The 25,864-nt window shown below is 71.0% G+C and carries 19 protein-coding genes; 1 reads left to right on the plus strand and 18 read right to left on the minus strand.

All coding sequences use genetic code 11. From position 1 onward, the window contains the following. Nucleotides 1-76: 76 nt before the first annotated feature. From AB0I03_RS06385 to AB0I03_RS06450, 14 genes are all read right to left on the minus strand, one after another. Entirely contained in the window at nucleotides 77-703 is a 627-nt protein-coding gene (locus AB0I03_RS06385) for a choice-of-anchor M domain-containing protein (protein WP_360407354.1), read from the minus strand. Between the two features lie 94 nt (nucleotides 704-797). Next, the gene (locus tag AB0I03_RS06390) at nucleotides 798-1,445 is read right to left on the minus strand and encodes a choice-of-anchor M domain-containing protein (RefSeq protein ID WP_360407357.1); all 648 of its coding nucleotides are present in this window, start codon (nucleotides 1,443-1,445) and stop codon (nucleotides 798-800) included. Nucleotides 1,446-1,467: 22 nt separating this feature from the next. Next, nucleotides 1,468-3,327: a choice-of-anchor M domain-containing protein gene (locus AB0I03_RS06395; protein WP_360407360.1), complete on the minus strand. Its 1,860-nt coding sequence runs from the start codon at nucleotides 3,325-3,327 to the stop codon at nucleotides 1,468-1,470. Between the two features lie 206 nt (nucleotides 3,328-3,533). Further along, nucleotides 3,534-5,603: an alpha-galactosidase gene (locus AB0I03_RS06400; RefSeq protein ID WP_360407363.1), complete on the minus strand. Its 2,070-nt coding sequence runs from the start codon at nucleotides 5,601-5,603 to the stop codon at nucleotides 3,534-3,536. Nucleotides 5,604-5,623: 20 nt separating this feature from the next. Next, nucleotides 5,624-6,643, minus strand: a complete 1,020-nt coding sequence (locus AB0I03_RS06405; protein ID WP_360407366.1) for a LacI family DNA-binding transcriptional regulator — start codon at nucleotides 6,641-6,643, stop codon at nucleotides 5,624-5,626. 30 nt (nucleotides 6,644-6,673) lie between these two features. Continuing rightward, on the minus strand, nucleotides 6,674-7,996 hold the full coding sequence (locus AB0I03_RS06410; protein WP_360407369.1) for a sugar ABC transporter substrate-binding protein: 1,323 nt from the start codon (nucleotides 7,994-7,996) through the stop codon (nucleotides 6,674-6,676). A 33-nt stretch (nucleotides 7,997-8,029) separates the two neighbouring features. Beyond that, nucleotides 8,030-8,845, minus strand: coding sequence for a carbohydrate ABC transporter permease (locus tag AB0I03_RS06415; RefSeq protein WP_360407372.1), 816 nt, complete (start codon nucleotides 8,843-8,845; stop codon nucleotides 8,030-8,032). Nucleotides 8,846-8,854: 9 nt separating this feature from the next. Next, nucleotides 8,855-9,775 carry a sugar ABC transporter permease gene (locus AB0I03_RS06420; RefSeq protein ID WP_360407375.1) on the minus strand — a complete coding sequence of 307 codons (921 nt, stop codon included), beginning with the start codon at nucleotides 9,773-9,775 and terminating at the stop codon, nucleotides 8,855-8,857. A gap of 198 nt (nucleotides 9,776-9,973) precedes the next feature. Next, entirely contained in the window at nucleotides 9,974-10,384 is a 411-nt protein-coding gene (locus tag AB0I03_RS06425; protein WP_360407378.1) for a cupin domain-containing protein, read from the minus strand. A 121-nt stretch (nucleotides 10,385-10,505) separates the two neighbouring features. Then, the gene (lhgO, locus tag AB0I03_RS06430; RefSeq protein WP_360407381.1) at nucleotides 10,506-11,729 is read right to left on the minus strand and encodes an L-2-hydroxyglutarate oxidase; all 1,224 of its coding nucleotides are present in this window, start codon (nucleotides 11,727-11,729) and stop codon (nucleotides 10,506-10,508) included. 142 nt (nucleotides 11,730-11,871) lie between these two features. Then, nucleotides 11,872-12,639, minus strand: a complete 768-nt coding sequence (locus AB0I03_RS06435) for a sulfite exporter TauE/SafE family protein (RefSeq protein WP_360407384.1) — start codon at nucleotides 12,637-12,639, stop codon at nucleotides 11,872-11,874. After that, the gene (locus AB0I03_RS06440) at nucleotides 12,636-14,138 is read right to left on the minus strand and encodes an aldehyde dehydrogenase family protein (RefSeq protein WP_360407387.1); all 1,503 of its coding nucleotides are present in this window, start codon (nucleotides 14,136-14,138) and stop codon (nucleotides 12,636-12,638) included. The genes AB0I03_RS06435 and AB0I03_RS06440 overlap by 4 nt, the downstream gene beginning before the upstream one ends. Before the next feature lies 1 nt (nucleotide 14,139). Then, nucleotides 14,140-14,943: an IclR family transcriptional regulator gene (locus AB0I03_RS06445; protein WP_360407390.1), complete on the minus strand. Its 804-nt coding sequence runs from the start codon at nucleotides 14,941-14,943 to the stop codon at nucleotides 14,140-14,142. After that, nucleotides 14,940-16,178, minus strand: a complete 1,239-nt coding sequence (locus tag AB0I03_RS06450) for a mandelate racemase/muconate lactonizing enzyme family protein (protein ID WP_360407393.1) — start codon at nucleotides 16,176-16,178, stop codon at nucleotides 14,940-14,942. Before AB0I03_RS06450 ends, AB0I03_RS06445 begins: the two co-directional genes overlap by 4 nt. A gap of 260 nt (nucleotides 16,179-16,438) precedes the next feature. On the opposite strand from AB0I03_RS06450, the gene AB0I03_RS06455 reads away from it, so the two are divergent. Next, a complete protein-coding gene (locus AB0I03_RS06455; protein ID WP_360407396.1) occupies nucleotides 16,439-16,972 on the plus strand; it encodes a twin-arginine translocation signal domain-containing protein in 534 nt (177 codons plus the stop codon). A 71-nt stretch (nucleotides 16,973-17,043) separates the two neighbouring features. Here AB0I03_RS06455 and AB0I03_RS06460 read toward each other — a convergent pair whose 3' ends face one another. The 4 genes from AB0I03_RS06460 to AB0I03_RS06475 all read right to left on the minus strand — a co-directional run bounded on the left by AB0I03_RS06460 (nucleotide 17,044) and on the right by AB0I03_RS06475 (nucleotide 25,860). Then, the gene (locus AB0I03_RS06460) at nucleotides 17,044-20,463 is read right to left on the minus strand and encodes a BTAD domain-containing putative transcriptional regulator (RefSeq protein ID WP_360407399.1); all 3,420 of its coding nucleotides are present in this window, start codon (nucleotides 20,461-20,463) and stop codon (nucleotides 17,044-17,046) included. Nucleotides 20,464-20,643: 180 nt separating this feature from the next. After that, a complete protein-coding gene (locus AB0I03_RS06465; RefSeq protein ID WP_360407402.1) occupies nucleotides 20,644-21,273 on the minus strand; it encodes a dihydrofolate reductase family protein in 630 nt (209 codons plus the stop codon). 154 nt (nucleotides 21,274-21,427) lie between these two features. Continuing rightward, on the minus strand, nucleotides 21,428-23,728 hold the full coding sequence (locus AB0I03_RS06470; protein ID WP_360407410.1) for an SGNH/GDSL hydrolase family protein: 2,301 nt from the start codon (nucleotides 23,726-23,728) through the stop codon (nucleotides 21,428-21,430). Further along, complete coding sequence (locus AB0I03_RS06475; RefSeq protein ID WP_360407413.1) at nucleotides 23,725-25,860, minus strand: hypothetical protein; 2,136 nt, start codon at nucleotides 25,858-25,860, stop codon at nucleotides 23,725-23,727. The genes AB0I03_RS06470 and AB0I03_RS06475 overlap by 4 nt, the downstream gene beginning before the upstream one ends. Nucleotides 25,861-25,864 lie beyond the last annotated feature (4 nt).

Below are 25,864 nucleotides of genomic sequence, written 5' to 3' on the forward strand. Positions count from 1 at the left end.
GGCCGCGGCGTCGATCGGATCGCGAGCGTCGCCGAGCGCTGAGGCCGCCCCGCTCCTGTGGGAGGGATCGAGGTCGCTAGCCGACGTCGAAGGTGTAGGTGACCGGGTCGGAGGTCACCGCGCCGTCGGTGACGTGGGTGTCGGTGAGCTGGAAGGTGAGCGTGTAGGTGCCCGGCTGGGTGAAGACCCAGGTCGGGTGGTGGTGGGTCTCGGAGACGGCGATGGTGCCGTCGTCGCAGGCCGGGTCGGTGTGGAGGCGGGTCACGCCGGTCTGGGCGTCGTAGACGGACAGGTGCCCGCCGGTCGGGGCGGTGTAGGAGATGAGGTCGGCGGTCACGGCGCCGCCGAAGTCGGCCGCGTTGAGACCGTCGATGTTCCAGCCGGCCCAGATCTTTCCGGTGGTCGAGAGCCGGGGCAGGACCCAGTTGGTGCCGGCGTCCCAGCGGCAGGCCGTGGCGCTGGTGGTCGTGACCTCGTGGCCGCTGTGCACGTCGAAGATGACGTCGGCGGGTTCGACGAGCGAGCCGTTCGACAGTTCCACGTCGATGTCGAGCTTGTCGGTGCTCTCGTCGTACGAGAGCGCGAGGACGTCGACGTGTCCGGAGCTGACGGTGGTGGCGGCCTGGGCGGTGCCGGAGAACAGCAGGGCGGTCGCGGCGCCGATGGCGGCTGCGGCGAGGGAGGACTTCGCGAGGGTTCGCAAGGGGGTTCCTTTCAGAGCGAGAGCGGTTGCGGAGGGGGCGGGGCGGTCCGGGGAGTGCGTCGGGCCGCCCCTCCCCTCACGTGGGGGAGACGGTCTAGGCCTCGACCCAGAACCAGTAGTCGACTGCACCGGTCGAGACCGTCTGGCCGGTGGCGGCGTCGACGCCTTCGGCTTCGACGGTGAACTTGTAGAGACCGGACTTCGTAAAGCCCCAGTTCAGGTGGCCGTGGTCGCCCGCGGCCACATCCCAGCTCCCGGCGCCTTCGTCGGAGTCGAACAGGACGTTGGGGGTGCCGAAGTCGTCCACCTGGTACAAGGCGACGCCGCCGCGGCCCTCCACGTCGAGGACGGTGAACTCGACGGTGTCGCCGACGAGGTCGCCCGCGGCGATCTCCTCGGCGCCGTAACCGGCGAAGAGCAGGCCGTCGACCTCGGTGTCGGGAAGGATCCAAGCCGTCGAACCGGCCGCACCGAGGAACTCGTATCCGGCCGCGAGCTTGGTCTTGGCCTCGTTGTCGGCCTTGAGGAGCACTTCGTTCGGGGCGTACTCGGTGGCGCTCTCCTCGTCGTGGACGTGGAGGTCGAGGGCCCCGTCCTCGTAGGCCAGGCCGAACACGTCGACGTGGCCCTGGTCGAGGAGCGCGTAGGTCCCGGTGGTCTCGGCGGCCGCCGGGGCGGCGGTGGCGGCGAGGACGGCGACGGCGGCTGCCGCGACGGCGGAGTACTTCGCAATGGTGCGCAAAGCGGGGTTCCTTTCGGGTTGTCTAAATTGCAGTGAACGTGACGAGTGCGGTGTAGGTCCCGGACTCGATGTCGGTGGGCAGGTCCAGCTGGAGGTCGGCGCCGAGCACGCAGGTGCCCTTGCCGGCTCCGGCCGCGGCGGCGGCGAGTGCCTGCGAGGTGGCGAGGCCGGGGCCGCCGTCGAGTTCGCCTTGCACGGCGGACCCGGGCGTGACCTGCTGGTTGTCGCCGGTGGAGACGACGCCGGGGAGCCAGCCGAGGTGCGAGCTGCTGAATCCGCCTGCGTCGCTGGAGAACTGCGAGACCTGCGCGGCGGCGTTCCAGCCGGGGTCGGCCGAGCGGGTGTCGGTGACGGTGACCGGGCGGAGCTCGCCTTCGGTGGTCCAGCGGGTGGCGGTGCTGTTGAGCGTCATGGCGGGGAGGACCACGTCGCGGTCGTTCGGGTCGACGCTGATGACCAGGCCGCCCGCATCGGTGTCCACAGTCGCGGTGATGGTCTGCGTGTTCTCGAGCTCGGGATCCGGGTCGGGATCCGGGTCGGGGTCCGGGTCGGGATCGGGGTCGCCGTCCGGCCATTCGCCGACCACGAAGACGAACTCCTCGGCGTCGGAGGCGATGGCGGTGCCGTCGGCGAGCGTCGTCCGCGCCTGCCAGGTGAGCGTGTAGACACCCGGTTCGCTGAAGAACCAGTTCGCGTGGGCGTGCGTGTCGGCGGTGGTGGCGATGGTGTCGGGCAAGCCGTCGGCCGTGTCGGCGAAGATCAGGTTCTCGGCCCACGGCCCCTCGGCCGGCAGGAACATCAGGAGGTCGCCCGGGCCGCTGAAATCGGTGAACTCGAGGGCGATCTCGTCGTTCAGCAACTCACTGCTGGCGACATCGGTGTCCCACCCGGCGAACAGCACTCCCGGCGTGTCGAATTCGGGCAGCCACCAGACCGTGTCCCCGGCGGTGTACCGGTCCCCCAGGCCCCAGAGGTCGATCTGCTCCTGCGTCAGCTCCAGCTCCGTCTCGGGGACGACGTGGAAGGCCACGTCGTCGGGGTCCCGGCGGGTCTCCTCCTCGTCGTGGAGGGCGGTGCCGTCCTTGACATCGAGGTTGAGGACGCCGCTCTCCATGGTCACCCCGAAGACGTCGACGTGGCCGCGGTCCAGGACCAGCCGGTCGTCGAGGCCGGGCGTGCCCGGGTCGGGGTCGGGGTCCGGGTCGGGATCGGGGTCGCCGCCCGGGAGCTCGCCGACGACCCACTGGTAGTCGTACTTCTGCGAGGCGATCGGGGTGCCGTCCGGGAGGGTCCCGCTCACGTTCCACGTGAGCGTGTACTCCCCCTCGGCGGTGAATCCCCACGCCGCGTGGACGTGGGAGTTGATGTTCACGTTGATCGAGTCCGGCAGGCCGTCGCGGGAGTTGAAGTGGACGGTGGAGCCGCCGAGGGTTCCCGGGCTCCACATGACGAGTTCGCCGGGGCCTTCGACGCCCGCCAGGGTCAGCTGGATCCTGTCGTCGCGCAGCTCGCCGGCCTTCAGCGGCTCAGTGCTCCAACCCGGCCACAGCAGGCCGTGGTCCTGGTGGATCGGCAGCAGCCACATCGGGTCGCCGGCCTCGCCGAGGAAGTCGAAGCCCGCGGGAATGGGCATCTCGGCGTGCGGCAGCACCTGGAAGAGGACGTCGTCCGGGTGGCGGTAGGCGACCTGCTCACCGGTGTCGTCCTTGACCCGCAGCTTGAGTTCACCGCCGTCCATGTACGCCTGCATGGCGTCGGTGTGGCCGACCGAGAGGACGGTGCGGTCGTCGGGCTGAGCCGATGCCGGTGGTGCCGCCAGCGCGGTGAGGAGGAGCGCGGCGGCGAGGGCTCCGGCCCGCGGCAGCGCTGAGGTCAGGGTCATCGGGGTCCTTCAGGGTCGGGGGAGGGATCGAGGGAGGCTTGATCATGGTAACGGAAATCATTACCAATATGAAGTCCACAGAGATCCCTGGTTCCGGTGACCTTGAATACCAAGCAGATGCGCATATGTCGACCCGCGCATCGCCCGACGACGAAGGCGGCGGGCCCTTCGGCCCGCCGCCTTGGCGTTTCGTCAGCTCCCGCCGGTTACGGGAGCCTCGTCAGCTCGATCATCGCCGACGCGTAGTCGGCCGGATCGAGGCCCGCGTCGAGGCCGTGCGCGGCGAGGATCGCGCCGTGGTGGACGCGGCCGGTGCGCTCGTCGCGGTAGCGGGCGTCGGGGTCGAGCCCGTGGAGCTTGAGCAGCGGGTCCGGGTAGCCGAACGACCGGGCCCTGCGCCACACCAGGACCACGGTCCGGTCGCCGCGGTCGTACTGGACGCCGGTGACCGCTCCGGCCCGCAGCGGGTGCCGGCGGCCCAGCTGCACGGCCTCGCGGATCCGCTTGTAGTCGGCCACCAGCTCGGCGCCGCGGGCCTGGTCCTCGTCGCTCCAGATCCGCAGGTCCCCGCCGACGGCGAGCACCCCGGCCATCGCGACGTGGAAGCGGAAGTCGAGCGGCACCTCCCTGCGCGTCAACGGGTTCGGCGAGTCGGTGACCCACGCGCCCATGACCCTTGCGGGGTAGACCTGCGCGAAGCCGTCCTGGATCGCGATCCGGTCCACCGCGTCGGTGTTGTCCGAGGTCCACACCTGGTCGGTGCGGCGCAGGATGCCGAAGTCGACCCGGCCGCCGCCGGAGGAGCACGACTCGATGCGCAGGTTCGGGTGGTCGGCGCGGAGCCGGTCGAGGATCGCGTAGAGGTTGCGGGTGTGGTCGAACCAGAGCCGGTCGGGGTCGTCCGAGTCCGGCCAGCCGGCCTCGGTGAAGGGCCGGTTCATGTCCCACTTGACGAAGTCGATCGCGTTCTCGCTCAGCAGCTCGTCGAGGCGGGCGTGAAGGTAGTCGGCGACGTCGGGGCGGGCCAGGTTGAGCACCAGCTGCTGGCGCGCCTCGGTGCGGCGCCGGTGCGGCTGGTGGTAGACCCAGTCGGGGTGGGCCCGGTACAGGTCGGAGTCGGGATTGACCATCTCCGGTTCGACCCAGATGCCGAACCGCATGCCGCACCCGTGGACGTGCTTGATCAAGGGCCCCAGGCCGTCCGGGAAGCGCTCGGGGTTCGGGGTCCAGTCGCCGAGCCCGGCCCGGTCGTTGACGCGCGCGCCGAACCAGCCGTCGTCCATGACGAACAGCTCGCAGCCCATGGCCGCGGCCCGGTCGGCCAGCCGCATCTGGTCCTCGGCGGTGAAGTCGAACTCCGTGGCCTCCCAGGAGTTGTAGAGGACCGGCCGGACCTCGTCGGGGTGCGGGAGGACGTGTGCGAGCGCGTAGTCGTGCCAAGCGCTCGCAGCCGACGCGAAGCCTCCCGTGGTGTGGAGTCCGGCCGCGATCGGGGTCTCGAGCGTCTCGCCGCCGCCCAGGCGGATCGCGATCGGGTCGTGGCCGAAGCCGGCGGAGACGACGACGCTGCCCGTCGGTCCCTTCTCGACGGTGATGCGCCAGGTCCCGCTCCACGCGAGCGCGGTCGACCAGACCGGGCCCGAGGTCTCGGTGGCCTCGCCGTCGTCGATGGCGACCCACGGGTTCGCCTGGTGGCTCGTGATCCCGCGCCGGGAGCCGATCACGGTCTCGCCGTACGGGATCGTGGTGCGGGTGAGCTGCGTTTCGGCGCCCCACTCGCCGTGGAGCTGGCTCAGGCGCGGGGTGTCGAGGCCGGGCACGACCCAGGTCGCCGAGTCGGCGCGGACGACCTCGATCGGCTCGATGCCGGTGTTGCGCAACGCGAGGGTGCGCTCGATGACGTCGGAGCCGGGGTGGCTGCGGTAGCGCGTGCGCACTTCGAGCGGGTAGTGCCGGTCGGTGAAGACGAAGGTGAGGTCGCCGTCCCCTTCGATCGCCTCGGCGAAGACGAGTTCGAGGTCCCGCGTGCCGTCGCTGAAGCGCACCTGGAGGCCGTTGTGGCCGTACTGGAACGCCGATCCCGCACCGAGGTCGAAGCGGGGCTCGCGGCCGACGACCGGCCGGAACGGGGACGCCGGCAGGTCGAGGAGGGCCAGCGCCTGCTCCGGACTCAGCTTTGGCCCCCAGTGGAGGCCGCGGAGCCGGTCGTGTTCGTCCACGGCCACGACATAGCTGGTGTTCGGCGTGTCGATGGCCCAGAGACGGGAGTCGTGCATTGCAGCCCTTTCGGTTGTCGTCAGTGGTGCGGAGGCCCGGAGGTCTCCCGGACGATGAGTTCGGGTGACCGCCAGGACGGGCGGGGCTCGGGCCCGCCTTCGAGCTTGTGTCGCAGCAGTTCGAAGGCGCTGCGGCCGACGCCGCGGAAATCGAGGTCCACAGTGGTCAGACCGGGGACATGGTAGGCGGCCATCGGGCTGTCGTCGCAGCCGATGACGCTGAGATCGCCGGGGATGCTGCGCCCGGCGCGGTGGGCGGCGTGGAGGACGCCGAACGCGAGGTCGTCGTTGCCGCACATGATCGCGGTGACCCCGGTGTCGGCGACGAGTCCGGACGCGGCCTCCGCCGCCGACCCGATCGTCCAGCCCGACTGGACCACTTCGGGCGGTTCGATCCCCGCCTCGGCCAGCGCCTCGGCCCAGCCGTCCTGGCGGCGCGCCTTGCCCGGCATCGCGAGGTAGTGCACTGTCCTGTGGCCCATGGACAAGAGGTACTTCGTCGCCCGCTTGGCGACGACGCGGTCGTCGAGCGGGACGAGCCAGTCGGCGGCACCGGGTTCGCCGGCGAGCTGGTCGTCGCCGGTGGCGACCACCGCGCCCGGCTGGGCCTTCCTGAGGATGCGCCGGGTCTGCGTGGTGGTCTCGTCGTGGGCTATGACGATCGCGGGGGCGCCGTCGTGCGAGAGGCGGCCGAGGATGTCGCCCTCGGTGTACGCCTGCTCGGGATCGAGCACGGAGATGAGCACGGTGAACCCGGCCGCGCTGGCGGCGTCCTCGATGCCGCGGAGGGTCTCCGCCGTGCCGTACAGGGAGGTGTCGAAGGTGAAGACGGTGACCGACCGCACGGCGCCGCCGGCGAGGGTGCGGGCCGACCGGTTGGGCCGGTAGCCCAGCTCGGCGATCGCGGCCTTGACCCTGGCCCTGGTGGCGTCGGCGACCATCGGGGCGTCGTTGATGACGCGCGAGACGGTCTGGTGCGACACCCCCGCCCGCTTCGCGACGTCGAAGATGCTCACGGGTCGGGGTCCGGCGGCGCTCATGCTGTCGGTTGCCTTTCGGTTCGGGTGCGGCTATTCGGCGTTGGCGATCGCGACGACCGCCTCGGCCGCCTCCTGGGCGTCCTTCTGCCCCAGCCAGACCTGATTGAACTCGTCCATTGCGGCCGTGCCGAAGGCGGCGTCGTTCATCGAGAGCGGGTAGCCGGTGGTGGTGCCTTCGGCGGCGGTCTGGAAGCCCGTGACGTCGATGCCCTCCCCGGCCCAGTAGTCGGCGAAGCCCTGGTTGAGGGAGCTGATCCCGGGCCACACCGAGCCCATGCCCGTGCTGATGGACTGGGCCTCTTCGGAACCGAGGAACTTGACGAGTTCCCAGGCCTCGTCGGGGTGATCGGTGCCGGCGTAGATCGCGTTGGAGAGGCCGTTGATGACGGTGCCGGAGCCGACCGGACCGGACGGGTTGTCGGCGACCGCCCATGAGCCGGGCTCGAGGCCGTCGCGGTAGAAGCTGAGCATCCACGAGCCGTCGAGGGTGGTGGCCGCCTGGCCGGGGACCACGTAGTCGCCGGGGACGCCGCCGTTCGGCTGGTTGGTGGACTCGGCGGGCACGGCGACGTGCCACTTGTTGTAGAGGTCCGCAGTGAACTGGATGGCCTCGACGCACTCGGGGGCGTCGATGGCGTAGTCGCCCCAGGGTTCGGTCTGAAGGGAGCAGCCGTTCTGGACCGCGTAGTTCCACCAGTCGGTCTGGCCGGTGTTCGAGGACATCGCGGTGCCGTACTGGACCACGTTCTCGGGGTCGAAGTCCGGGCTCAGCGCGTTGTTGCCGTTCGCGTCGACGGTGAGCTTCTGCAGGAACTCGACGTAGGTGCCGCCGTCGACGGGGTTCCATTCGAGGTCGTTCACCGTGGCCGGGTCGATCCCGGCGGCTTCGAGGGCGTCGAGGCGGTAGACGAGGGCGATGGAGTCCCAGTCCTTCGGGAGGCCGTACTGCTCGCCTTCGTACTGCCAGGATTCGTAGAGGTTCTCGGGGTAGATCGCGGGGTCGACGCCGTCGTCCTCGATGTCGTCGGTGATCGGCAGGAGGACGCCGTTGGCGGCGTAGGTCGGGAAGCGCGAGACGTGGTTCCAGAACACGTCCGGGGCCTCTTCGGCCGCGAAGCGGCTGTCGAGCCCGGCCCAGTAGTCCTCCCAGGGGTTCTGCTCGAGCTCGACCTCGATGTCGGGGTGCTCCTCGTTGAAGGCCTCGATCATCGCTTCGAGCGCGGGCCGCTGGTTGTCGTCCCAGAAGGCGTAGCGCAGCGTCACCGGTCCCCCGTCGTCGCCGCTGCAGGCGGCGAGTGCGGCGGGGAGGGCGAGCGCGAGGGCGGCGAGGGCCGCGGTGCGCGTCTTGTACATGCCGTTTCCTTTCGTCGTTGGAAGGTCGGGGCGTCACTTCATGCCGGAGAGGGCGATGGAGCGGACGATGTGGCGCTGGAACACCAGGAAGACGGCGACCAGCGGGAGGAGTGCCATGGTGGAGGCGGCCAGGATGAGGTGGTACTCCTGGTTGAACTGGGACTGCATCTGCGCGATGCCGCGCGTGATCACCCGGGTGGACTCCGAGTGCGTGATGATGAGCGGCCACAGCAGGTTGTTCCAGGTGTTGACGAAGCTGATGATCGCGAGCGTGCCGAGGATCGGTTTCGCCATCGGGATCATGACGCGCCACAGGATGGTGAACGTCCCGGCCCCGTCGATGCGGGCCGCGTCCTCGATGGAGGACGGGATGGTCTTGAAGTACTGGCGCACCAGGAACACCCCGTAGGGCATGAGGAACCCGAACACGAACGGCATGATCAGGCCCACGTGCGTGTCGACCAGGCCGAGCTCGCGCACGATGATGAAGGTGGGCACGAGGGTCACGATCTGCGGCACCATGAGGGTCGCGATGTAGGCCCAGAACAGCTGGTCGCGGCCCGGGAAGTCGAGGCGCGCGAAGGCGTACGCGGCGAGCGTGGAGAACACGAGCTGGCCGATGGTGACCGCCACGGCCACGATCACCGAGTTCACGACGAAGGTCGCGAAGTCGTACCGGCTCCAGACCTCCCCGAAGTTCGAGAAGATCGGGTTCGCCGGGAGCGCCCACGGCTCGGAGGTCAGGATCTCCTGTTTGGACTTGAACGCGGCGTTCAGCGTCAGCAGGTACGGGCCCACCGAGACCAGCGCGCCCATGATGAGCACCAGGTAGAGCGGGATCTTCTTCATGGTCGGCCCCTAACTGAAGTCGTAGGTGGTGCGCTTGCGGAAGAGCGCGGCCTGCGCCAGGGTGATGAGCGCGATGATCGCGAACAGGACCACCGCGAGCATGGACGCGTAGCCGGCGTTGCGCTGCGTGAACGACTCCAGGTAGATCTGGTAGTTCAGCGTCGCGGTCGACCCGGCCGGGCCGCCGGCGGTCATCACGTGGATGGTGTCGAAGACCTGGAACGAGCCGATCACGCTGGTGATGAGCACGAACAGCATCGCCGGGCGCAGCAGCGGCAGCGTGATCGCGAAGAACCGGTACAGCGGCGAGGCGCCGTCCACATCGGCCGCTTCGTAGAGCTGGGCCGGGATCGCCTGCAGCCCGGCGAGGAAGAACAGCATCGTGTACCCGGTGTACTGCCAGACGTTCACCGAGGCGATCACCGGCATGGCCCAGCTGGAGTCGGTGAGCCAGGCCGCGCCGTCGACCCCGAACAGGTCGAGGAAGCGGTTCAGGGCCCCGTACTGCGGGTCGAACACCCACCGCCAGATCACGCCGAGCGCGACCGGCATCGCCATCCACGGCAGCACGTACAGCACGCGGAACGTGTTGCGGGCCTTGATCTTCGAATTGAGCGCCAGCGCCAGGAGCAGGGCCAGCACGGTCTGGGCGGGGATGTTGAGCAGCACGTAGTAGAAGGTGTTGCCGATCGACTTGAGGGCCCGCTCGTCCCCCGCCAGCTCGCGGTAGTTCTCGAGGCCGATGAACTCGGGGTCGGACAGGAGGTTCCAGTCGTAGAAGCTCAGGACGACGACGATCACGATCGGCGCGATCAGGAACACCGCGAAGCCGAGGATGCTCGGCGCGAGCATCGCGTAGGCCTCGAAGGCCGCGCGCGACCGCCTGCCCTGCCTGCGGGGCGGGGGTTCGGTGTCGGGAGGGTTGGGCATGGCACCTCGCTCGTCACGTAGGGGTCCGGATGCGAGCAAATGTTAGCGCTCACGGTTGATGTACGTCAATATCTCAATCGAAATTGATGGTAATTCCGTGAGCGCTCACAAGTTGAGCGGGGTACGACCCGGGCCGCCGGGGCTGCGAAGTCCGGCCCCGGGTCGTCCGCCCGTGGACGAGCTCCTGCGGGCTGACGCCTACTCGAGCAGCTCTGCGTCGTGCTGCTCGAAGAGCCGGCGCATCGCCTCGGGACTGCGGTCGGCCGCCGCGTGGATGGCGTTGATCAGCGCATTCGTCTTGGCGCCCATGACCAGGAGATACCGTGCCGGTTCCGGGCGGGGATTCCAGAACGTGTGCGCGAGGCCGCCCGGGACGATCGCGGCACCGCCCGCGGGGACCTCGACCTCCTCCTCGCCGATCCGCACGGCGAGCGTCCCTTCGAGCACGTACCACGCCTCGTCGTCGCCGTGGCGGTGCAGCGGCGCCTGGTACACGCGCGAGCCGTCCGGGGAGCCCTCGGCCTCCCACTCGGCGAGCACGAGGTCGGCGCCGGGCGGCGCGAGCGTCTTCCCGCGCAGATGTGGTTCGAACGAGTCCGGTACGGACATGGGCTCCACCTAACGTCGATGCGACCAGCCGGAACCTGCACCATAGCGAACCTGGCCGACACGCCTTGCGGGATGCGCAGACGGACTTCGCGGGGCGGCACGCCCGCGGCAAGCCGGGGGCTCACCGCCCGAGGGGTTCGAGGAGCTGCTCGACCACGTGCTCGGCGATCGCCATGGACGAGGTCGCCGCGGGCGAGGGCGCGTTGCGGACGGCGGTGATGGGGCCGAGGCGGTGGATGCGGAAGTCGTCGACCAGGCCGCCGTCCCGGTCGAGGGCCTGGGCGCGGACCCCGGCGCCGTCGCGTTCGACGTCTTCGAGGCCGATCGCGGGGAAGTACCGCTGCGCGTTCTCCATGTAGGCCCGCTTGGAGACCGAGCCGTAGACCTCGAGGGCGCCCATGCGCCAGTGCCTGGCGGCCATCCGCCAAGCCCCGGGCCAGGCGGCGAGCCGGGCGAGGTGGGCCGGGCTGAGGTCGCGCCACCGGTAGCCCTCGGCGGCGAGGGCGAGGACGGCGTTCGGTCCGATCTCGACGGTCCCGCCGCCAGCGGTGCCGTTGTCGACGCGGCGGGTGAAGTGGACGCCGAGGAACGGGTAGCCGGGCACCGGGACGGGGTAGACGAGGCCTTGCAGAAGTTCGGCTTTCGCGTTCACGACGCGCAGGTACTCGCCGCGGAAGGGCACGATGCGGGGGCCGGGCTCGTCGCCGGCGAGTGCCGCGACGCGGTCGGCCTGGAGTCCGGCGCACAGGACGAGGTGGTCCACGGTGACCGTCTCCTCGCCGGAGGCGACGCGCACGCGGGAGCCGACCGGTTCGATGCGGTCGACCGGGAAGCCAAGGCGCACTTCGCCTCCGGCGGCGGTCACCTCGGCGGCGAAGGCGCGCGCGACGGCGGCGTAGTCGGTGATGGCGCTCCCCGGCGAATGGATCGCGCCGAGCCCGGTCGCGTGCGGTTCGATCTCGCGGAGCTCTTCGGGGCCTACCCGGCGCAGGCCCGGGACGCCGTTCGCGACGGCGCGCCCGTACAGGGCGTCCATGCGCGGCACCTCCTCCTCGCGGACGGCGACGATGAGCTTGCCGCACTCCACATAGGGCAGCGCGTGCTCGGCGCAGTACTCCTTGAGGAGGGCGACGCCGCGGGTGCACAGCCGCGCCTTGAGACTGCCTGGGGCGTAGTAGATCCCGGCGTGCACGACGCCGGAGTTGTGGCTCGTCTGGTGGGCCGCGACGCGGTCCTCCTTCTCGAAGACCACGACCCGGGACCCGGGTCGGCGCTGCGCCAGCTCGCGGGCGACCGCCAGGCCGACGATCCCCGCCCCTACGACACCCAGTACTTCGTCAGCCATGTCGGACCTCCACGATTGCTCTCTGCATTCCCGGAACTCCCATATGTAAACGCCGCCTTCGTGATCGGTGTCGATTCGCTGCGAGGGACCTTACAGCGGCGGACGCCGGAACGGGTTGAGGGCGACCCGGCCCGCACTCCCGCTACAGGGCCGAGAGGACTAGTAGGCCTGCGCCCACGCCCGAGAGCACGAGCGTCGCGATCTCGAACTGCCGCTGGTTCACGCGGTGCACCACCGCGCGGCCGACGAGCGCGCCGACCGCGACGGCCGGGATGAGCAGCGCGGCCATGAGGAGCGTGTGCCAGGAGATGAGGCCGAGACCCACGCTGAACGGGACCTTGAACAGGTTGACCGCGAAGAAGAACCACGCCATCGTGCCGAGGAACCGCAGCTTCGGGAAGCCCGAGAGCATCAGGTAGAGGACCATGACCGGACCCGCCGCGTTCGCCATCATCGTGGTCGCGCCCGCCGCGATCCCCGCGCCCGCGGCGGCGCTGCGGCGGGCGAGGCCGCTGGGCGGCTGCGGCTCCACCGCTCTGGGACGCAGCCGGTTCCACACCTGGATCGCGAGCATCACCAGCAGGATCGCGCCGATGAGCAGCCGCATGAGCGTGTCGTCCACGAACCAGAGCACGACGGCGCCGGCCACGGTGCCGACCACGACCCACGGGGCCAGGCGGGCGAGCACGCGCCACTCCACGTGCCGCGAGTAGAAGCGGATCGCGAAGAGGTCGGCGAGGATCAGTACCGGCAGCAGCGCCCCCGTGGACTCCTTCGCGGGCAGCACCGTGGCGAACAACAGGATCGGCAGCGACCCCATGCCGCTGAAGCCGGTCTTGGCGATGCCCACGAGCACCGCCGCGAGGGCCAGCATGGCCCACGCGGCGGCGCCGTCCGGGAGTGCGGTCACAGCCGGAGCCGGCCGTCCACCCGCTGCGGGACGGCGGCGTCGTCGCGCAGCTCGGGCGGCAGCACCGCCTCAGGCGCGTTCTGCCACGTCATCGGGCGCAGGAAGCGGCGGATCGCGGTGGCGCCCACCGAGGTGTGCAACGTGTTCGTCGAAGGCCACGGGCCGCCGTGGTGCTGCGCCCAGGAGACGAGGACGCCAGTGGGGAACTGGTCGAAGACGAGCCGCCCGGCCAGCGGCCGGACGAGCGCGACGAGCGGTCCCAGGTCCGGGTCCCCTTCGGCAGTGTGCAGGGTCGCGGTGAGCGAGGCCGGCAGGGCGGCGAACGCGCGGCCGAGCTCCGCGGCGTCGCCGTAGCGGACCGCGATCGCACTGGGGCCGAAGCACTCCTCGGCGACGGCGGGCGTGAAATCGGCGGCGTCCACTTCGAGCAGTCGCGGGCTGCCGAAGGAGCCCTCCTGCGGCGCGGCAGGGCCTACCGCGAGTTCCTTCACGCCCGGAGCGGCCGTGTAGGAGGCGGCGATCGCGCGGTAGGAATCGGCGATGCGCGCGTTCAGCAGCGGGTGCGCCGCGGTTTCGGCGATGAGCGCCGCGGCCGCAGCGAGGAGCCGGTCGCCGTCAGTCCCCTTGGGCACGAACACGATGCCGGGCTTGGTGCAGAGCTGCCCGCCCGAACCGGTGATCGAGGCGACGAGCCCGTTCGCGATGGCCTCGGGCCGTTCGGCCGCCGCGGCGGCGGAGACGACGAGCGGGTTGACGCTCGCGAGTTCGCCGTAGAACGGGATCGGCTCGGTGCGGCCGTTGATGATCTCCAGCAGGGCCTTGCCGCCGGTGAGCGAACCGGTGAAGCCGACCGCCTTCACCGCGGGGTCGGCCACCAGGGCCGCGCCGGCCTTCGTGCCGAAGACGATGCCGACGGTGCCCTCCGGCGCGTCCACGTCCGCGCAGGCCTGCGCCAAGGCTGCGAAGGACAACTGCGAGAGACCCAGGTGCGAGTCGTGCGCCTTCACGATGACCGGGTTCCCGGCGGCCAGCGCCGAGACGGTGTCGCCGCCGGGCACGGAGAAGGCGAGCGGGAAGTTCGAGGCGCCGAAGACGGCGACGGGGCCGATCGGCACGAGGAGTCGCCGCAGGTCGGGGCCGGGGCCCATGGGGGTGTCGGCGGCGTGGTCGATGGTGGCTTCGAGGTAGCCGCCGTCTTCGATGACGCCCGCGAAGAACTCGGCCTGGTAGGCGGTGCGGGTGAGTTCGCCGTTGAGGCGGGCTTCGGGGAGTCCGGTCTCGCGCCGGCCGAGGTCGACGATGGCGTCGCGGCGCTCCTCGAGGCGGGCGGCGACGGCCCGGAGGAGGTGGGCGCGGAAGGCGCGGCCGCGGTGTTCGAGTTCCGGGGCGGCGGCCGCTGCGGCGGCGGTGATGCGGCGGACCTCGCCGAGGGGTGTGGGTGCGGCTTCAGTGACGTGGGCGCCGGTGCGCGGGTCGGTGCTGGTGATGTGGTCGGTCATGTCAGGCTCCTAGCTGTTCCTGTTGGGCCGCTTGCGGTTGCGTCCGGACGCTGTAGCCGAGGCGGTGGGAGATGGCGGCGGCGGTCTCGGCGACGAGGGGGCCGAAGGGGTCGCGGGCGGCGTCCATGCGCTCGGTCGGCCCGGCGATGCTGATGGCGGCGGAGACCGTGCCGCTCTGGTCGAACACGGGTGCGCCGAAGCAGGTGCTGCCGGCGTCGAACTCGCCGTGCTCCTCGGCCCAGCCGCGCGTGCGCGCCTCGGCGACGGCTTCGCGGAGGCGGTCGCGGTCTTGGACGGTGGCTTTGGTGAAGGCCTGCATCGGGAGTCGTGCGATGGTCTGCTCGCAGTGCTCGGGTGCGAGGCCCGCGAGGTAGGCCTTGCCGACGGAGGTGGCGTGCAGGGGCCGGCGCGCGCCGAGTTCGGAGCGGACGTGCACGGCCTGGTGGCCGATCTCGCGGAAGACGAACACGATCTCGTCGCCGCTGTGCACGCCGAGGCTGACGGTCTCGCCGGTGCGGTGCGCGAGGTCGCGCAGGATCGGCGGGGCGACGGTGAGGACGTCCATGTTGTGCACGGCGGCCATCGCCATCCGGGCGGCGGCCGGGCCGAGGCGCCACTGGCCGTCGGCGAGGGTCAGGTACTCGGCGGCTTCGAGGCGTTCGACGAGGCGGTAGACGGCGCTGCGGCTCACGCCGACGGCTTCGACGAGTTCGGTGGTGGTCGCCTTGCCGCGCATGGTGAGCACTTCGAGGATCTCCAGGGCTCGGTCGAGTGCGCCCTTCGGCCCCTCGGCGCGGGGCGTCACGCGGCGCCCTCGAACTGCGCAGAGCCGAACCGTTCGGTGGCCTCGGTCCAGGCGCGGGCCTGCTCGCTGAGGCTGAAGCCGAGACCGGGGCGGGCGGGCACGATCATGCGGCCGTCCACCGTGGCGAGGCGCTCGTTGAACAGCGGCTCGAGCCATTCGAAGTGCTCGACCCACGGGTCGTGCTCGTAGGCCGCGGCGAGGTGGAGGTGGATCTCCATGGCGAAGTGGGGGGCCATGCGGACCCGGGCGTGCTCGCCGAGGGCCATGATCTTCAGGAACGGGGTGATGCCGCCGACGCGGGGCGCGTCGGGCTGGATGAAGTCGACGCTGCGGTGCCGGATGAGCTCGGCGTGCTCGGCGGCGCTGGTGAGCATCTCGCCGGTGGCGATGGGAGTGGCGAGTTCGCGGGCGAGGTCGGCGTGGCCTTCGGCGTCGTAGGCGTCCAGGGGCTCTTCGATCCAGGTGAGCTCGAACTCTTCCAGCTTGCGGCCCATGCGGATCGCGGTGCTGCGGCTCCACTGCTGGTTGGCGTCGACCATGAGCGGGAAGTCCGCGCCGAGGTGCTCGCGGACGGCGGCGACGCGGCGCAGGTCGATGCGGGTGTCGGGCTGGCCGACTTTGATCTTGATGCCGCCGATGCCGTTCGCGATGGCCGCGTCGGTGTTCTCGATGATCTCCTCGATGGAGGAGGAGAGGAAGCCGCCGGAGGTGTTGTAGCAGGCCACGGAGTCGCGGTGGGCGCCGAGGAGCTTCGCCAGGGGCAGGCCGGCGCGCTTGGCCTTGAGGTCCCACAGGGCGATGTCGAACGCGGCGATGGCCTGAGTGGACAGGCCACTGCGGCCGACGGAGGCGCCGGCCCACACGAGCTTGGTCCAGATGCGCTGGATGTCGTTGGGGTCCTCGCCGAGGAGCGCGGGGGCGATCTCGCGGGCGTGCGCGTACTGGCCCTTGCCGCCGGCGCGCTTGGAGTAGCCGTAGCCGACGCCTTCGAGTCCGGACTCGGTGCGGATCTCCGCGAACAGGAACGCGATCTCGGTCATCGGCTTCTGGCGGCCGGTCAGGACCTTCGCGTCGCTGATGGCGGTCGTGAGCGGGAGGATCGCGTGCGAGATCCGCACGGAGGCGATGCGGTCGAGGCTCGCTTCGCCGCGCTGGAGGGCGTTGAAGTGGCGTTCGTTGACGGCGCTGGTCTCGGTGGCGCTGGTCTGCTCGATGAAGGTGGATTCACTGGACATGTCGGCTCGCTTTCCGGTGCAGGACAGTCCCATTCATTGGGAATTCATATCGATGAATGGGACGTGACGAGCTTAGGTCAGGCCGCGAGGCGACGCAAGTGGCTCGGTCCGAAACCCATGGGTCCGGGGTACGGGCCGGGTACGGGTTTCGGTGCAAGTCTCGTGCAACCGGCTGCTTCTAGTGTCATCTGCAGGTCGGAACACCTCACCTGGGGCACCCGGCCGCACCTCCCGAACCAGACCTAGAAGTGGAGAACCCCATGGCCTCTCGATCCGAAACACCGAACCTCTCCCGCCGCCGCCTGCTGCAGGCGGCTGCCATCGTCCCCGCGGTGGCGATCCCCACGCTCGCCGTCGCCAGCCCGGCGAACGCGGCGTACCGCGGCACCATCACCCGCGACGAAGTGATGACACGGGCCCGCAACTGGTTCACTGAGGGCGTCCAGTACGACCAGGGCAGCACGTACCCCGACATCGAGGGCACCCACAGGTACCGGACGGACTGCTCGGGCTTCGTCTCGATGGCCTGGCACACCTCCACTCCGGGCCACAGCACCAGGCACATCCCCGAGATCGCGGATCGGATCCAGTGGGACCAGCTCAAGCCCGGCGACGTCCTCAACTCCTACGACAACCACTGCATGCTGTACCACATGTGGGAGTCCCCCGGGTGGATCTGGATCTACGATCTGGCCTCGCCCTCTAGCGACATGCGGCATATCAAGGTGTTCACCGACGACCTGCGGGACCAGAACTACATCCCGCGGCGGTACCGGAACATCCGCGACAACTGACCGGTCACCGGCGGCGGGGCTCCGGCTCCGCCGCCGGTCACGCGCCGCGGGTGCGGCGGAATCCTCATCGCTCAGACATCGCCTAGGCGCGCACGCTCCGCCTCGACCCTGGCGGCCATGGGTGCCGCTCCCGCAGCCCGGTACAACGCGGCGGCCGCGGCGGCGAGCCGCGCGGCCGCCGCGCGGTCTTCGCTTGCGAGGCACCGGGCCTGCGCCGCCAGCGCGTCGGCCTCCAGGACGCCGTATCCGCGCCCGCGCGCGGCCTCGAGGGCGCGCTCCGCATGCCTGCGCGCGGCGGCGACGTCACCCCGGGCCAGCAGCACGTTGGCGGTGCCAATGGTCGCTCGCGTGGCGAGGAACGGGAACTCGTCCGCGATCTCGAGCGTCCTCCCGAACGAGCCATAGGCTGCCGCGAGGTCATCGGCGCCCAGGTGGGCTTCGCCCAATGCGGTCAGCAGCGCCGCCTGCGCGCGCCGGTCCCGGGCGATCACCGCGAGGTCGTACCCCTGCTGGGCCAAGCTCACGGCTGCGTCGCTTTGGCCGCGTTGCGTGTGCAGCAGGCTCAGTTCCTCCAGCGCGGCCAGCTCACCGTTCAGATTGGCGGTGCGACGGTGCCCGTCCAACGCGGCGCGCAGGTGCTCCTCGGCCGCGGACTCCTGCCCGAGTTGGCGGAGCACCATGCCGAGGTTCGAGCGGTTGGCCAGGAGGGATTTCTCGCGCCCCGTCTTCTGGTTGATGCGGAGGGCGGCGCCGAAGTACTCCGCCGCCTCCGCGAGCCGGCCCTGATCGAAGCAGACATAGCCGAGGCCGTTAAGCGTCACCGCGTGCACATGCCCCAGGTCGTCGTCGCTGAGTTCGACCGCGAGGTGGAAGGACCGCTCCGCCTCGGCCAGCCGGCCCTGCTCGGCCAGCACCCAGCCGATGTTGTGCCGCAGGTAGGCGGCCGCCTGTCGCCACCCGCCGGTGTCCGCCGCTCGCGCGCCCTCCGTGTAGACGGCGATCGCCGCTTCGTGGCGCCCGAGCGCCCACATCGCCTGGCCGCGGGTCATGTGCATCGCCGCTTGGGCGCAGGGATCATCGTCCGCGGCGCACAGGCCCGCTTCGGCGGACCGCAGCCATCGGTCGGCATGCCGGTTGATGAGGAAGTAGCCGCGGAGCTGGTCGGCGATCTGCCAGGCGAGGTGGCGGTGCTCCTCGGAGTCCGCCACGCGCTCGATGAGCGCGACCAGCGCCGGTGCCTCCGTGTCGAGCCATGCCGACGCGGCTTCGTGCGTCGCGAACACGGCCTCCCGGTCGTCGCATGTGGACCATCTGACGAGCTGCGGGTACACCCATTCCATCGCCGCCGTCGCGACGCTCAGGTACCAGGCGTAGTAGCGGTCGCGGTCCGCGGCGTACTCCTCGGTGTCGTGCTCGGCGAGCAGCCTGGCCGCGTACAGGCCGAGCAGGTCGTGGCAGCGGAACCGGTCCGGGGAGTACTGGAGGAGCATGTTGGCGTCCAGCAGTTCGCCGAGCATCCGATCCGCTTCGGGCGCATCGACATCGAGCAGTACCGCGGTGGCGTCCAGCGGGAAGTCGTCGCCGGGGTGCAGCGCGCACAGCCGGAACGCGCGCCGCGCGCCCTCGCTGAGATCCTCGTAGCTGAGCTGGAAGCTGACCAGCACGCTGAGCTCGCCGGTGCTCAACTCGGCCAGGCGCCGGCTCTCATCGTGGAGGCGCTTCGCCAGGTCGGCGGCGGACCAGGCGGAGCGGCCCGCCAAGCGCGCTCCCGCGATGCGCAGGGCCAGCGGCAGTTGCCCGCAGGCGGCGCTCAGCTGCCGGGCCGCCTGCGGATCGGCGGCGATCCGCTGCTCCCCGGCGGTGGCGGCGAGCAGGGCGAGGGCGTCCGCCACAGGCAGGGTCGGCAGATCGACGACCGTCGCGCCCACCAGATCAGTGAGTCGTCTGCGGCTGGTCACCAGCACGCCGCACGCGCCGGTGCCGGGCAGCAGCGGCGACACCTGCCGTCCGTCCTTCGCGTTGTCCAGCACCAGCAGCATCCGGCGTTCGGCGAGTTCGCTGCGCAGCAACGCGGCCGCTTCGGCCTCGTCGGCGCCGATCCGTTCGCCCGAGACGCCCAGCGCCCGCAGGAATCTGCCCAGGACCTCCAGAGGGGACAGCGGGGCACCGGAGGCGCCGCGGAGGTCGGCGTACAGCTGTCCGTCCGGAAAGGCCTCCCGCAGGCGCACAGATGCCTCCAGCGCCAACGCGGTCTTGCCGATCCCCGCGGGGCCGTTCACGGCGAGGATCGGCGCGCCGACTCCCGGCCGGTGGCCGCCGAGCGTCGCGACGATCCGGTCCAATGCCGCAGTGCGCCCTACGAAGTCGGGGGGCGGGGCCGGTACCTGCCGGATCACGGCCCGCCGCCGCGGCCCGTTCGCCGCCGCGCTCCAGCGCTGCCGGAGCGCCCCCTGGTGGGCGTCGCGGAGCCGCTCCCCCGGGTCGACGCCGAGCTGGTCCGCGAGCGCGGTGCGCACGCGGTCGAAGGCGGCGAGCGCCTCGGCCTGACGGCCGCTCGCCGACAGGCTCATGACGAGTTCCGTGTGCAGCGGTTCGTGCAGTTCGAACCGGTCGGCCAGCTCGCGCAGGCGCGGGAGCACCTGGTCGGATTCACCCAGACTCCTTGCCGCCGAGGCATAGGCGCAAAGCACCGTGATGTACTCCTCGGTCACGGCCGCCATGAGAGGGCCGTGCCTAAGCGCGTCCACATCGGTCTCGCCGCGCCACAGCCGAACCGCCTCGGCGAGGTGGTCCAGCGCCCGTTCCGGGTCGTGCTCCGCTGCGCCCAGGGAGGCCAGTTCCCGGAACCGCGCCAGGTCCAGCCGACCCGGGCCCGCCTCGAGGCGGTAACCGCCCGCGGCGGTCTGGAGCACCAGTCCCGAATCCGGCCGGAGCAGACGCCGGAGCCTGCCGATGTGGGCGTGCAGGAGGTTCGCGGCCGAGGCCGGGCGCCGCTCACCCCAGAGCAGGTCCATCAGCGCTTCGCGTCCCACCACGTCACCGGCGCTCAGCGCGAGCCGCAGCAGGAGGCACTGCTGCTTGGGCGAGGTCAGCGGCACCGGTATCCCGTTGTGCCACAAGGCGATCGGGCCCAGGACGCTGAGCGTCGCGCCCGCTTCGGTCTCGATGCGATCGGCGTCCGCGGATGCGATCGGGGTCGGCGGGGCGTACACGTCGCCGCCGAGAGCGGCCGCGATGAATCGAGCCCGGTCCTGACTCGACAGCTCCAGGGCGTCGGCGAGGCGGTGCACCGAATCCCGCCGCGGATGGCGGCTGCGTCCCTGCTCGAGGTCGCGGATGGCGGCCAGGCTGACGCTGGAACTCCCGGCCAGGTCCCGCTGGGTCAGGCCGCGGCGTTCACGATGCGCCTTCAGGAGCGGACCGAACCGCGGCTCGGCACCGTCTGCGCTTGCGGGTGAGCCGCGACCGCGCGCTCCCAATGGCTCCGACACGTGACTCACATTACAACAGGACGGCGAGAACGCCTGCCTGCGAAAACCTCGGGCTCGACCGGTGAGCGAGCGCGGCACGGCTCGCCGCTGCTGGTCCGGATGAACGCGTCGCCCCGACGCAGGCGACGGCGTCATCGCGGCCCGCATCGAAGCGGGGTCGTTGCGCCCGAAGCACGGGCCCTAGGTGAGGCGGTCGACGTCGGCGTCGATGTCGCCCACCGCGGGCTCGCCCGCGGTCTCGTACTCGAGTTTGACCGTGCCGTTCGCGAAGACGCGCGACTCGGTCAGGCGCAGTGCGGTCGGCACCGCGCCGTCGGCGAACACGCGCTTGCCCTGCGCGAGGACGAGCGGGTAGACCCACAGGTTGAGGTGGTCGACGAGGCCGAGCCGCAGCAGCGACTGGACCAGGTCGAGGCTGCCGATGACGTGGACGTGGCCGAAGCGGGCCTTGAGGTCCGTGACGGCCTCGGCCAGGTCGCCTTCCAGGAGGCTCGCGGTGTCCCAGCCCAGCGGCGGCTCGAGCGTGCGGGAGGCGACGAACTTCGGGACGCGGTTGATGAGCGCGGTGAAGTCGAACTCCGCGGGGGCCGTGGGCCAGTAGGCCGCGAAGATGTCGTAGGTGCGGCGCCCGAGCAGGAGCGCGTCCATGCCCTTGGCCTGCTCGAAGATGAAGTGCTCCTCATCGCGGTCGATGAGCGGCGCCTGCCAGCCGCCGTACGCGAAACCGCCTTCGGGGTCCTCCTCCGGCCCGCCGGGGGCCTGGGCCACGCCGTCGATCGACATGAACTCGGTGACGATGAGCTTGCCCATCTGCTGCTCCTCTGCTCGGTGGTCCTCAGGTATACCGACGACGCTACGGGCCGAAACTCATCGCGAGGGCGGCATCGGAACGACACGCGAGCCCGAGATCGCGAGCCGGGCCGGAGACTCGTGGTCTCCGGCCCGGGGGTGTTGCGGTGTCGGGTTAATGGCCGCGCGGGAGCTGCGCGTGCACGTTGACGTAGCGGGGGCGGTACAGGCGGGCGTCCGTGTAGTGGTCGGAGCCCTGGAAGCTGTTCACGTTGTAGGTGATGACGAGGGTGTCGCGGTCGCCGAGGTTCGGGTGGGCCTTCGCGTTGTAGGTGAAGACGTTCCCGCCGGTCTCCGGGGTCGTGTACAGCTCGGTCTTGCCGGTGTAGGGGCCGGTGATCGACGCGCTGCGGTACATCACGATCTTGGCGCTGAGCGGTTCGGTCGCGTCACCGGTGACGAGCGTGAACCTGCCCTGGTAGCGGAAGACGCTGAACTCGTTGGAGACGCCTTCGAGGATGCGGCTGGACGCGGCCGGGTCGCCGCCCCACTCCCCCGCGTTGAAGTACTCCCAGTCCGCGGTGGTCAGCGAACCGGAGGGGACGCGGGCGAGGTGGGCGTACTTCTGGGCCTGGTTGTCCTCGACGCCGAAGACGTAGGTGTAGCCGGCCGCGGGGTCCTCGTAGATCGCCGAACCCCAGTTGATCGTGGAGTCGGGCAGGTCGGTGACCGAGACCAGGCTCATGTCGGCGGGGTCGAGGGTGGCGACGGCGTTGCCGGTGAACTTGAAGTCGAAGACGCCGGTGCCGGTCTTGATGAACTCGAGCAGCATGACGCGGAGCATGCCGTTCTCGACCGTGGCGTCCCCGAACCAGTACCAGCGCTGCGTCTCGTCCGCGCCCGCGACCTTGACGAGGGATTCGGGGGCGGCCTCCGTGCCGCCCGTGTAGGTGGTGAGCTCGCCGTCGTCGTCCACGATGATCGAGTTGTGGAGGAACGGCGAGTCGGCGGGCCGGCCGCCGTTCTCGTCGACCTCGCCCATGAACGTGTCGGAGTAGATCCACGCGGTCGAGCCGTCCGGCAGGTCGACGCTGTACGCGGAGTCGGCGCCGGTCCAGCGCCCGGCGGTGTCGGCGTAGGTGCCGAAGCGCTCGGTGAGTTCGGTGTTGATCTCGGTGGAGATGCTCGCGGGGCAGGCGATCGGTGCTGCGGTTGCGGCGGTGAGGGGTATGACGGCGGTCGCCAGTCCGGCGGCCACCGCGAGGGTGAGTGGTCTGCGGGTCATGGTCTGCTCCTTTGCAGGTTCATCGACGTGGAGGGGGATCGCTAAGGCGTGCTCGGCGAGGACGCGGTCGGCGAAGCGCTCGCCGATGAGGCGCTGCACGTCCGGGCCGGGGTGCAGGTTGTCCGGCAGCGGCATCGCGGCGGCGTCGGCCTCGCCGTAGAGCGCGAGGCCGTCGAGGTAGTGGAGCCGCCGGTCGCCGTCGGCGCGGCGGCGCTCCACGACGGCGGCGAGTTCGGCGCGGACGACGCGCAGCGAGAGCTTGCCGGCCGCGGTGTCGGCCTCGCTGCCGGCCGCGATCGACCACTCCTCGCTCCGGTCCGGATCCTGGATGGTCGGTCCGGCCGCGGTCTCGACCGGCTCGCACCAGATCGGCGAGACGAGCACGATCGGCGTGTCCGGGTGGCCGTCGCGGATCGTGTCGAGGAAGCCGTCGACCGCGGGGCGGAACCCGCGCACCCGCATGACGTCGCCGCAGACGAGGTTGATGCCGATCTTCAGGCTGATGAGGTCGGCGGCCGTGTCGCGCATCGTCCTGGCGGTGAACGGGTCGAGCATCGCGTTGCCGCTGAACGCGAGGTTCGTCAGGGCCGCACCGGCTTTGAGCGCGGCGACCGCCGGCCAGGTGCCCGTGGTGGTCGCGGCCCGGTAGCCGTGGCTGATCGAGCTGCCGTGGTGCACCCAGCGGAGCGCGCCGTCGTCGGGTGCGGCGGTGACCGGGGCGTCGGCGCGCAGCGCGAGCAGCTCGACGTGGTCGTAGTACGGGAGCCACAGTTCCAGGTCGCGCTCGGCGCCGGTGCTCAGTCCGCCGAAGTGCACGGTCGCGTCAGGACCCGGGATGATCGCGCCGTCCGGCCGCTCGAACGTGAACACGAAGCGGGAGCCGACCGGCGCCTCGGCGGTCGCGACGACCGCGCCGCGCTCGGTCAGCTCGTAGACGCTCGGCGGCATGGTCGATTCGGCGTCGGCGGCGATCCGCCGGGCCTGGACGTCGAGCTCGATCACGTCTGCGGCCGTGCGGATCGCGAGCCGCACCCCGGCGCTCTCGGCGCTCGTCTGCACCATGAAGCGGTCCGGGATCTGCCGCCGCGCCCACTGCGGCAGGCGGTGCGGGACCAGGCCGCGCTCAGTGGCCTCGACGTCGACCGCGCCGCGGACCATCGAGGGGTGGATGTCGAAGGGCTGCAACGTCATACGGCATCGGTGACGGTGCCGTCGGCGACAGTGCCGTCTGCAAAAATGTCCACCAGCCGGTCCCCGAGGCGGAGGCCGCGCAGGACCGCGTCCGGATCGAGGTCGGCGATGCAGCCGTGCGACGTGTCGAGACCGGCGGACCCGAGCCGCGGGTCGACGCCGAAGAACGACTCGATCACCAGGGCCACATACGCTCCGGCCGAGGAGCACGCCCAGTCGATGATGTACGGCAGCTGCGGCGGGGCCTTGCGCGCGCCGCCGTTCACGGGCGGCACGGCCTCCTCGGTGAAGTGCGCCTGGCCGGGCGGGCCCTGGTTCGCCGAGCGCGCCAGGCCCGGCAGCCAGTCGATGGCGACCTCGGGCGCGCCGAGCGCGACGAGGGAGCGCGCCGCGTCGGCCGGCCAGGCCGGGTACGCGCCGTTCCACTGGTGGTCGGGGCGGGGGCTGAAGCTCGCATCGGGGTCCCATGGGGACAGTGAGCGGAGCCAGGCCTCTGTCTGGAGTTCGCGCTGGTAGAACGCGACCATCTCGCGGCGCGTCGACTCGTCGATGTCGGCGGCGATCGTGGTGCCGACGACGCTGAAGTCGTACACGTGGCGCACCGGCACGCGGGTGCCGTCCGGCTGGCGGGCCGCGAAGTGGCCCGTGCCCGGCAGGTAGAGGTCGGCGACGGCTTTGACGAGCGCGTCCGCCTCCGCGGCCAGGGCGGCGGCGCCGTCCGTGTCGCCCTCGGCGGCAAGGATGTCCGCGACCGTGCGCAGGTTCCACACGTTCGCCGCATTGAGGCCGGCGACCTCGTGCGTGTAGGAGCTCACGCATTCGAGGAGGTTGTCGATCTCGCCGTAGTCGGCGAGCGGGCCCGTGCCGCGCAGCGACTGCCAGGCCAGCGCCCAGTCGCGCAGGTGCTCGCGGACGGGGCGGTCGCCGTGGGTCTCGTCGAGGAGGCCGGTGTCGCGGGTGAACCGCAGGTAGTCGTGCACGAGCCGGGTCATGGCGTAGTCGTTGACCGAGTACCAGCGGCCGACGGGCCCGCCGGTGAGCGAGGAGGTGCCGAAGTGGGTGTGGATGTCAGACGCGATCCAGTGCCGCAGCTGGGCCTTCATCGGCTCGGGGTCGAGGAGGGCGTGCGTGATGGAGCTGAGGCTGTAGTCCCAGATGAAGGTGGTGGTGGCCCAGTAGTTGGGCATGAGGGTGTCGTAGCTGCGGCCGAGCATGTTGCCCGCGAAGTCCCGCCGGAACCAAATGGTGCCGAGCGCGCCCCACCAGTAGAGGCGGCGCAGCGCGTCGGAGCTGGTCTCCAATGTGGGCAGATGGCCGGAGAACTCCGTGTTGCCGGGGGTGAACGCGGCCTCGAGTTGCCGGTTCCAGAAGGACTCGGCGTCCTGGATCCGGCCGGGGACGTCGGCGGCGACTCGTGCGAAGGCCGCGTGGGCGGCGTCCTCAGTGGTGCCGATGGCGTGGACGTAGCCGAAGCGGGCGGTCGCGCCGGGGGCGAGGTCGAGGTGCACGGTGACCTCGCCGCCGCGTTCGATGCCGCCGATGCCGACCTCGTGCTCGCCGGCCATCGGGGCGATGCCGGAGAGGCGGACTTCGGCTGCGGTGTCGACGCCTTGGACGCTCCAGGCGGTGCCGTCCCGGTTGGCGAAGGCCAGGCGGGATGCGCCGGGGGCGGCGCGGTTGCGCTCCTCCGGGGTGACCGCGTCGAGCCAGGCGGTTTCGGACTGGGCGACGCCGGCGGCGAGGGTGAGCGTGACCGGCACGGTCCGGGCCCGGTCGCCGGTGTTGGTGACGCTGATGTCAATCGCGACGGCGGTTTCGCCTGGGGCACACACGGTCAGTGTGGTGAGTTCGAGGCCGGGCAGGGTGGCGCTGCGGCGGACGCGGTCGGGGCGCCACTCGTGGGTGATGGCGGCCCCGTAGGACTCGACCAGGCGCCCGTCGACGAAGCACGCGGCGGTGCGGGTGAGGCCCTGCGAGACCGGCGGGAAGGTGACGGCGCTGATGGCGGTGAGGTCGTGGTCGACCCTGGCGGTGCCGAGGAAGTTGGTGAGGCCGCTCGGCGCGATCATGTCGTCGTAGTGGTGCGTGACCGGGTCGGCCGCGAGGTCGTCGACGCTGGGAATGAGGCGCATGGGG

The sequence above is a fragment of the Glycomyces sp. NPDC021274 genome, assembly GCF_040641195.1.
Taxonomy (GTDB): domain Bacteria; phylum Actinomycetota; class Actinomycetes; order Mycobacteriales; family Micromonosporaceae; genus Glycomyces.